The sequence below is a fragment of the Variovorax sp. P4_D9 genome (assembly GCF_056401695.1).
In genome coordinates, this window is record NZ_JBFUIU010000921.1 from 1 (window position 1) to 3,315 (window position 3,315).

The 3,315-nt window shown below is 65.4% G+C and carries 1 protein-coding gene; it reads right to left on the reverse strand.

The window, feature by feature from the left end:
- On the reverse strand, positions 1-3,285 hold a 3,285-nt coding region (locus tag AC1DY5_RS48310; protein WP_478121445.1), incomplete at its 3' end, for a CHAT domain-containing protein.
- Positions 3,286-3,315: the final 30 nt, after the last annotated feature.

A 3,315-nucleotide genomic window follows, 5' to 3' on the forward strand; every position in this document is an offset into this window, starting at 1 on the left:
CCTCATTCCCGTCCCGGTCGTCCCCGGCGATGCTTCCGCGAGCTGCCTGCGCTCCTCGAAGTACGCGGCCAACTCGCCTGCCGTTACCTCGCGCAGCCACAGCTGCGCCTGCCGCAACGCGTGCATCGGTGCCATCGGGCCTGTCGTCCCATCACCCCGCCGGTGAAGCTCGTAGAACTTCGCCATCACCAGCGTCATTGACAGATCGTTCACCGCCCACAGAGTTCCTACCACACCCGGCACTCCCGCCTGCAGGAGCCCCCCCGGCAGACCGATGGYCTCATCCGGCAGCTGCTGGTAGTCCGTGATCGCCGTCTGGCAAGCCGACAGCACGACCAAACGGCTCGTCTCGAACCAGGCCTGCCCCAGAAGTTCCCCCAGTCGCAAATTGCCCTGCTCGTCACCTGCCGCCACCCCCGGTGGAGGAGCCAGCTCCAGTCGCGAATTCAGCGGTGAATCGGCCTCGAAGCTCCCGTGGCAGGCCAGATGGACGTGGGTCGCGCCCGGCAGCAATTCCAGCAGTCTGGCCTTGGTTGCGGCAGTCTCATACAGCGGATTGCTGGCGTTCATCGAGAAGAAGGAAGCCACCTCGGCCAGTTCGGCGCGGGCGAACGACAGAGGCTGAGGATGGGGAAGCGGGTTCCCCACCCCCACCAGCACCGCGGGCTGGGCCTCGCGAGCTGTAACACCCAACCGGGCCGCGGCGAGCACCCGCGCACTCGGTGCATAGGCGACGTCGACCTCGTCAAGAAGGCAGACCTGCCGTTCTTCCACATGGTACGTGGCTGCGTGCAACGGTAGCAGGCTCAGCAAGCCTGTGGGCACCAGGATGACCGACGCAACGTGCAGAGCTCGCAGGCGTGCTGCGACAGGCCCGACCAGCGCGGCGCCGAGCCGAGGCAAGAGCGCCGTCAGTGCTGTCTCCAGCCAGGCTGGTTGATCTAACTGCCCAGGCAGGTAGCCGCCGACCACGTTCCCCAGATCGTCCCGACTGACTAACAGGCTATGCAGGTCAGTGGTGGTGAACTCCTCTGCCCAGATTGTCTCGGCGACGATCACGGTGGCGTCATCGGCCGGAACATCGGCGGGACGATGGACAAGCAGGGCGACGCTTCCGGTCGGGGTCGTCACCAGATAGACGAGCGGACGTGCGGGCGTCACCGCCCCCGCCAAAATTCCCCAATCCGGCGCCTTCAGGAAGCCGCTGAATCCAGGTACTTGTTGGATGCGTCTGATTGCCGCGTCCAAGTCGGCGCGCGCCTGGCGAACCTGTGGTTGGCACATCCCCGCCGACGACTGACTCGATCTTCCTGCCGGTGCCATACGATCGGCACGCTCGCGAACCTCCTGTTGGCGCAACTGTCCGACAGCTCGCTCAAAGTCGGCGTGCGCTTGTGGATCGAGCAATTGAACTCGCGCGAGGTCGGTTCGGTCGCGGATCAGAGCCTCACTGAGCAATCGGGCCCGGCTTCGCTCCAGCGCCACCACGGCCTTGGCTGGCTCTCCGGTGCGCGCCCAGGCCCATGCCGCGTGAGCGCCGAGATCTTGGGACTCACGCAACCAGGTCTCTTTTGCGCCAGGGAGAAGCTGGATCTCGTAGAGCTGCTCGATGGCCTGGAGCCCCGCGTCGCAGGCCTGAACGGCTTCGGACCACCTGTGGCGGATGGCAGCCCAGCCGGCCCATGCTCTCGCGCCCCTCAGCGCCGCTGCGGGAGCAAGGACGAGTCCCAGCTGACACGTCTGCTCGAAGGCGGCGATTCCACCCTCCAGGTCGGCCAGGGTCCGGGTGATCTGGTAGCGGCGTCGCAGCCCGTCGCCCAGATTGAGGAGGTAGCGTGGCCCATCGGGGGAGTCTGTCGGCGCACCTGCCACCGCTTCCCGATAGGCTGCAATCGCCGCATCAAGATCAGCAAGCTGCCCGGTCCGCTCGCAGCGAGCCTCCAGGCCAGCACCAAGGTTCGCGACGTAGCGACGCCGGTGCGGGGAGGCGGCCGGCTCGTCATCCACTGCCTCCCGGTAGGCTGCGAGCGATGCATCCAGATCCGCAAGGTGCCCGGTCCGCTTATACCTGTCGCTCAGGGCCTTCCCCAGGTTGTTGATGTAGGTGGGCCGGTATGTGTGGCCAGCCGGTACACGGTCCACCGCCTCCTGAAGGGCAACAATCGCCGCGTCCAAGTCGGCGGCCATCCCGGTCCATTCGTATCGATCGGCCAAGCCTGTTCCCAAAAGGCTGAGGAACTGCGGCCGATCGGGTGAGTCCGGCATGGAACAGTCCAGTGCCGCCCTGTAGGACGAGACAACCGCATCCAGATCGTCCAGCCGACCCAGGCGCGCATACCGTTCATAGAGTCCGACTCCTAAATTCATAAGGCAGTACGGCCGGGCAATGTGGCCCGCCGAGGCGACATCCACTGATGTCTGGAAGGCCGTCATCGCCGAATCCAGGTCATTCAGCCGCCCGGTCCGTTCGTAGACGGTGAGTAGACATACCCCGAGGTTGCTCAGGTAGCCCGGCCGGTCAGGGGAGTCGGGCGGCGTGCTGTCCACTGCCTCTTGCTCGCAGATGATCGCTGCATCCAGATCGGCAAGCCGCCCGGTCCGCCGATAGCGGGCAACCTGTGCAATCCCCAGGGAGCTGTTGTAGTCTGCGCGCTTGGGCGAGCCAGCGGGTAGACCATCGACTGCAGCTCGGAGCGCCACAAGGGCCACATCCAAATCGAACGAGCGCCCGGCAGTCTGATAGCGGCGTGACAGAACCCGTCCGAAGAGACCGAGGCAGGCAGGTCGGGCAGGTGAGTCAACTGGTGTCCCATCTACACCAGCTTGGAGGGCTGTAGCGGCATCATCCAGATCGACAGGCCGCCCGCTTTGCTCGTACCGAAGCGCAAACAATCCTCCGAGCTCGGAAAGAAAGCGCGGTCGGTTGGGGGAGTCGCCCGGCAACGCATCCATCCCGAGCTGGAACGCCGCRATGCTTTCATCCAGGTCGTCTGGCTGCAGCGTCTGCTGATATCGGGACTTCAGAGAGGCGCCCAGCATGCCAAAGTACTCCGGTCGCTTGGAGTCGGATCCCGGCGCAGCGTCGGCCGCCGAACGCAAGGCGGCTATCGCCGCATCGATGTCGATCAACTGGGCGGTTCGCTCGAAGCGGAGCGCGAGGTCAATGCCAAGCTCGATCAGGGCGCCCGTCCCCTGAGCGACCAATTCGTGCTCGTCGCCTAGTGAGGAGCGCAGGATTCCGAGCGCCTCCTGGAGGAATGGCAGGGCCGACAGGTCGTCGCCCATCGTGTGATGCAGCGCGSCCAGATGAGAAAG